Source organism: Candidatus Cloacimonadota bacterium (assembly GCA_012522635.1).
Lineage (GTDB): Bacteria > Cloacimonadota > Cloacimonadia > Cloacimonadales > Cloacimonadaceae > Syntrophosphaera.
In genome coordinates, this window is sequence record JAAYKA010000085.1 from 1 (window position 1) to 4,774 (window position 4,774).

The 4,774-nt window shown below is 54.0% G+C and carries 6 protein-coding genes; all 6 read right to left on the reverse strand.

Annotation, left to right across the window (positions count from 1 at the left end; genetic code table 11):
* Window positions 1-58 precede the first annotated feature (58 nt).
* Genes mce through GX135_04680 form a run of 6 tightly spaced genes read right to left on the reverse strand, consistent with a single transcriptional unit; the run spans window position 59 to window position 4,726 of the window.
* Window positions 59-463, reverse strand: coding sequence for a methylmalonyl-CoA epimerase (gene mce / locus GX135_04655; GenBank protein NLN85379.1), 405 nt, complete (start codon window positions 461-463; stop codon window positions 59-61).
* Window positions 464-473: 10 nt separating this feature from the next.
* Window positions 474-1,022, reverse strand: a complete 549-nt coding sequence (locus GX135_04660; GenBank protein NLN85380.1) for a 2-oxoacid:ferredoxin oxidoreductase subunit gamma — start codon at window positions 1,020-1,022, stop codon at window positions 474-476.
* Window positions 1,019-1,861, reverse strand: a complete 843-nt coding sequence (locus GX135_04665) for a 2-oxoacid:ferredoxin oxidoreductase subunit beta (protein NLN85381.1) — start codon at window positions 1,859-1,861, stop codon at window positions 1,019-1,021. Before GX135_04665 ends, GX135_04660 begins: the two co-directional genes overlap by 4 nt.
* Window positions 1,862-3,151, reverse strand: a complete 1,290-nt coding sequence (locus tag GX135_04670; GenBank protein NLN85382.1) for a 2-oxoacid:acceptor oxidoreductase subunit alpha — start codon at window positions 3,149-3,151, stop codon at window positions 1,862-1,864.
* A gap of 10 nt (window positions 3,152-3,161) precedes the next feature.
* Window positions 3,162-3,461: a 4Fe-4S binding protein gene (locus GX135_04675; GenBank protein ID NLN85383.1), complete on the reverse strand. Its 300-nt coding sequence runs from the start codon at window positions 3,459-3,461 to the stop codon at window positions 3,162-3,164.
* 47 nt (window positions 3,462-3,508) lie between these two features.
* Entirely contained in the window at window positions 3,509-4,726 is a 1,218-nt protein-coding gene (locus GX135_04680; GenBank protein ID NLN85384.1) for a PLP-dependent aminotransferase family protein, read from the reverse strand.
* Between the last annotated feature and the right edge of the window lie 48 nt (window positions 4,727-4,774).

Genomic DNA, 4,774 nt, shown 5'->3' on the forward strand with positions numbered 1-4,774 from the left:
AAAAAACGCCGGTCATAGGACCGGCGTTGATATTTTCCGGCAAGCAGCCGGGTTTTGTTTAGTGTTCCGCGTCCTCACAGAATTCGATGAGGACCCCCAAAGTGCTTTTTGGGTGCAGGAAGGCGATTTGGGCATTGTGTGCACCAGGTCGCGGCTCTGTGTCGATCAGACGGATGCCGTTTGCTTCGGCTTTTTCCAGTTCAGCGGGCACGTTGTCCACTCCCAGTGCGATATGGTGAATTCCTTCACCGCGTTTTTCCAGGAATTTGGCGATGGGGCTTTCGGGCGAAGTGGGCATCAAAAGCTCGATGCGCGTGTCGCCACAGGGGAAGAAAGCCACCTTTACCATCTGGGATTCAACGACTTCGGTCCCTTCCAGCTTCAAGCCCAGTTTTTCGTAGAAAGCGATGCCTTCGTCCAGGTCGCGAACCGCGATGCCGATGTGGGATACGTTTTTAATCATCGCGTTTTCCCTATTTCAGATATTTTTCAGCCAGCTCAAAACCGATGTGCATAGCTTTGCAGTTCAATTCCACAAAAGCGGGCTTCACGGTTTCAGAGATGGATTGACGCAGGCTTTCCTCTTTCACGATGCCGGTGATTTTCACCAAAAACGCCAATGAGATGATGTTTGTGGTGATGGGGCTGCCCAGTTTTTCGAGGGCGATTTCGGTGAAAGGCTCTTCATAGGTGTTTTCCGCAGCCAGGGCAAGGTTTTTCACGAAGGTGGTGTCGATGATGAGAGTCCCTTTTTCGCGGAGGTCGAAGAGATATTTGTCGCAGGCTTCCTGGGTGAGCGCCAGCAGGCAGTCGAATTGCATGGCTTCAGGGAAGTAGATTTCTTCGCTGCTGATAATCACGTCCGCGCGCGACGATCCACCGCGGGATTCTGGGCCGTAGCTTTGGGTTTGGGTAACTCGGTTTTTATCCAACATGGCGGCGCGGGCGAGGATGATACCTGCCAGAATCAGACCCTGCCCACCGCTTCCGGAGAGGCGGACTTCATAGCTTCTATTCGTCATGATTCACCTCCCATGCCTTGAACTTTTTTCACCAGCCCGGCATAGCGGTCGGTGAATTCAGGCTGGATTTCTTTGCGCAGCACTCCGCGGACAATTTTTCCTTCCACTTTTTCGGGGGGAAGCTTGTCAATGGCGGAAAGCGGCACGGAGTTGTCCCTCATTTCCTTCATCATTTCCGGCGCTCCGCCTTTTTTGTTCAAGCGCCCAAAAATCACGGGGCAGGCGGCAATCACTTCGATGAGGGCAAAGCCGGGGTGTTCGATGGCTTCGCGCACCATGGCCTGGGTTTCCTGAGTGTGGAAAGCAGTGGTGCGGGAAACGTAGGTGGCGCCGGCACCCATGGCGAGCTTACAGATGTCAAAATCCGGCTCGATGTTTCCATAAGGCGCGGTGGTGGCAATGGCCTCATGTGGCGTGGTGGGCGAGCTTTGTCCACCCGTCATGCCATAGATATTGTTATTCAGCAGGATCACGGTGAGGTCTATATTTCTGCGGGCGGCATGGATGAGATGGTTTCCGCCAATGGCGGTGCAGTCTCCATCACCCGTAATCACGATCACCTTGAGCTTCGGTTTGTGCATTTTGATGCCGGTGGCAAAAGCGATGGCACGTCCGTGCAGGGTGTGCAGGGTGTTGAAATCCACATACACCGGCATGCGTGAAGAGCAGCCGATGCCTGAAACCATCACGATGTCGTTGCGATCCAGTTCCATTCCCGCGATGGCGCGGATGATGGAGCCGAGGATGATGCCGTTTGAGCATCCGGCGCACCAGACGTGGGGGAATTTTTTGTCGTGGCGCAGATAGTCGTGGATAATACGTTGGGGTATGGTTGCCATTTACATTCCTCCCTTCATTTTGCGCAGAATCTCCTGCGGCGAGATGAGTTTTCCGTTCACGCGCTGAATTTTGATGAGCTTACTGTCGCTGCGGTCTTTCACCAGACGCTGGATTTCGCGCACTAATTGGCCTTGGTTCAGTTCGGGAACCACCACCACGTCCACATCACGCAGCATTTTGCGCACGGCGTCGTCCGGGAAAGGCCAGATTGTGAGCGGGCGCAAAAGCCCGACGGGCAGGCCTTCCTCGCGTGCCATTGCAACTGCGGCTTTGGCGGAGCGGGCTGTGATGCCAGCGGCAAAGATGGCAATCTTTGCGTCTTCCATCATATAGCTTTCAATTTGCACGAGGTCGCGGAGGTTATAGACGATTTTTTTGCGCAGGCGATCCATCATGTCTGCAGATTCGCTGGGTTTGTTTGTGGGAAATCCCAACTGGTCGTGGGTGAGGCCGGTCACGTGGAAACGGTATCCCTCGCCATAGCTGGCCAGCGGGGAGAGATATTTTTGGTTTTCGTCGTAATGTTTATACCAGTGTGGCGGCACGGTTGGCTTGATGCGGGAAATCACGCGCACGTTTGCCAAATCGGGCAGGCGCACGGCTTCGCGCATGTGACCCAAAACCTCGTCCAGAAGCAGGATCACACAGGTGCGATATTTCTCGCTGAGGTTCACGGCGCGAATGGTGAGTTCATAGCATTCCTTCACGCTGGCGGGATAGAGCACGATGGCGGGGCTGTCGCCATGGCTGCCCCAGCGGGATTGCTGGATTTCGCCCTGGGCACAACTGGTGGGCATTCCGGTGGAGGGTCCCACCCTTTGCACGTTCACCACCACGCAGGGTGTTTCGGTGATTTTGGCAAATCCAATTCCTTCCTGCATCAGCGAAAAACCGGGGCCGGAAGTGGCTGTGAGCGCTTTCGCGCCTGCCAGAGAGGCTCCGGTGATGGCGCAGATGCTGGCAATTTCATCTTCCATTTGGACAAAAACGCCGCCGCGCTTGGGCAGTTCGGTTGCCAAGATTTCGGCAATTTCAGTGGAAGGGGTGATGGGGTATCCGGCAAAGAAATCGCAACCGGCATCCAGGGCGCCGTAACTGACGGCTTCGTTGCCCTGCATCAACACTGTTTTGCGTTCACGTTCGGTTTGCAATTCTTCCAGGATGCTTTCAGGCTTGACCTGCTCAGCTTTTGCCTTGGGGGCGGTGTTTTTCACCGTCGCCTTTGGTGCGGCTTTGGGAGCGGCTTTTGCCTTCACGTTGGTTTTGGCTGTTGATTTTTTCTGTTGCATTTGTTCTCCTCTAACGGTCCTTGGCACCGGTTATGGCAAAATCCGGGCAAAGGCGGTCACAGGTTTCGCAGTGGATACATTTTTCCGGATGGGCTACGTAGGGCGAACCATCCGCCCGACGCCCCAAACAGCCTGTGGGGCAAAAGGCGACGCAGATGCCGCACTTTTTGCACCAGTTATAATAGATTAGAACGGGAGAATCATCGTCGCCGGGGGCTTTGACGTCGGTGATTTCCACCTCCATCTTTTCCAGCGCGTCTTCTTCCCTGATGATCATGCCCATGCGGTCTTTTTCGACTTTGTTAGGCATTCGTCCTCCAGCTTTATCTTTCATTTATCTTGTTCCTCATGGTTTATTTAGCGTTTTGCGAGCGCGTCTTTATAGAATGTGCCGAGGCGTTTGCAGCCTTCATAGTTGTTTTCTTCGGATTCGTAGGAGAAATTCAGGCGCATGGTGTTTTGTCCACCGCCATCGCAGAAGAAGGATGTTCCGGCAACGTAGGCAACGTTTTGCTGTTTGATGCAATCCATCAGCAGGGCGTTCGTATCGATGCCTTCAGGGCCGTATGCCATCAGGAAGAGGCCGCCTTCGGGCTTGATCCAGGTGAATTCCTCGGGCATGAATTCCTGCAGGGCGTCCAGCATCACTTTTTGCTTGGATTTATACATGGCACGGATTTGGTTCAGTTTGGGATCCAGGAAGCCTTGTTCGATGTAGCGGGCTGCCAGGCGCTGGGTGAAGGGCGGGGTGCAGAGGTCTGTGGCCTGCTTTGCCACCACGATTTTATCCAGAATATCCGGATGTCCAAGCACCCATCCGATGCGGAAGCCGGGGCAGAAGATCTTTGAGAAGGTACCCAGAAGGATGACCTGCCCGCTGCCGTCAAGTTCGTAAAGGGTGGGTTGATCCTGGCCTTCATAGCGCAGCTCGCGGTAGGGGCTGTCTTCCAGAATTAAAATGTCATAGCGATGGGCGATGTCGATGATTTCACGACGACGTTTTTCGCTCATGGTCATGCCGGCGGGGTTTTGGAAATCCGGAATCACATAGATGAATTTGGGTTTTTTGCCGCGGGCGATGGCTTCCTGGATTTTGGCTTCCATCACTTCAGGGATTTCACCCTCATCATCCATGGGAATTCCAATCATGTCCGCGCCGTAGGAATTGAAGGCGCTGATGCCGCCCAGGTAGGAGGGCAGGCCCATCACAACGGTGTCGCCACGATCTATGAAAATCTTCGCAATCAGGTCCAGCGCCTGCTGGGAGGCGGTGGTGATGATGATGTTTTCCATGCCCACATTCAGGCCGGCATTTTGATAGCGCTTCACCATCAGTTCGCGCAAGAGCGGATCGCCTTCGGTGGTGCCATATTGCAGCGCGAAAGCGGCTTCGTTTTCCATCACTTCGGCGATGATGCCCTTCAGCTCTTCCACCGGGAAAGTGGCTGGAGCAGGGAATCCGCCCGAAAACGAAATCAGGCCGGGTTGGCCAAGGTATTTCAGCAACTCGCGGATAGCGGAGCGCTTCATTCCACGTACGTTCGTGGAAAGGATGCTTTGCAAGTCGGTGATCATTTTGATCCTCCATCTATTTTATTTTTGTTCATAAACCAATACTTTTTT

Excerpts from the sequence above, each read along its gene's own strand:
- GX135_04670 (NLN85382.1), bottom strand. The coding sequence starts at position 3,151 with ATGCAACAGAAAAAATCAACAGCCAAAACCAACGTGAAGGCAAAAGCC.
- GX135_04665 (NLN85381.1), bottom strand. The coding sequence starts at position 1,861 with ATGGCAACCATACCCCAACGTATTATCCACGACTATCTGCGCCACGAC.
- GX135_04680 (NLN85384.1), bottom strand. The coding sequence starts at position 4,726 with ATGATCACCGACTTGCAAAGCATCCTTTCCACGAACGTACGTGGAATG.
- mce (NLN85379.1), bottom strand. The coding sequence starts at position 463 with ATGATTAAAAACGTATCCCACATCGGCATCGCGGTTCGCGACCTGGAC.
- GX135_04660 (NLN85380.1), bottom strand. The coding sequence starts at position 1,022 with ATGACGAATAGAAGCTATGAAGTCCGCCTCTCCGGAAGCGGTGGGCAG.
- GX135_04675 (NLN85383.1), bottom strand. The coding sequence starts at position 3,461 with ATGCCTAACAAAGTCGAAAAAGACCGCATGGGCATGATCATCAGGGAA.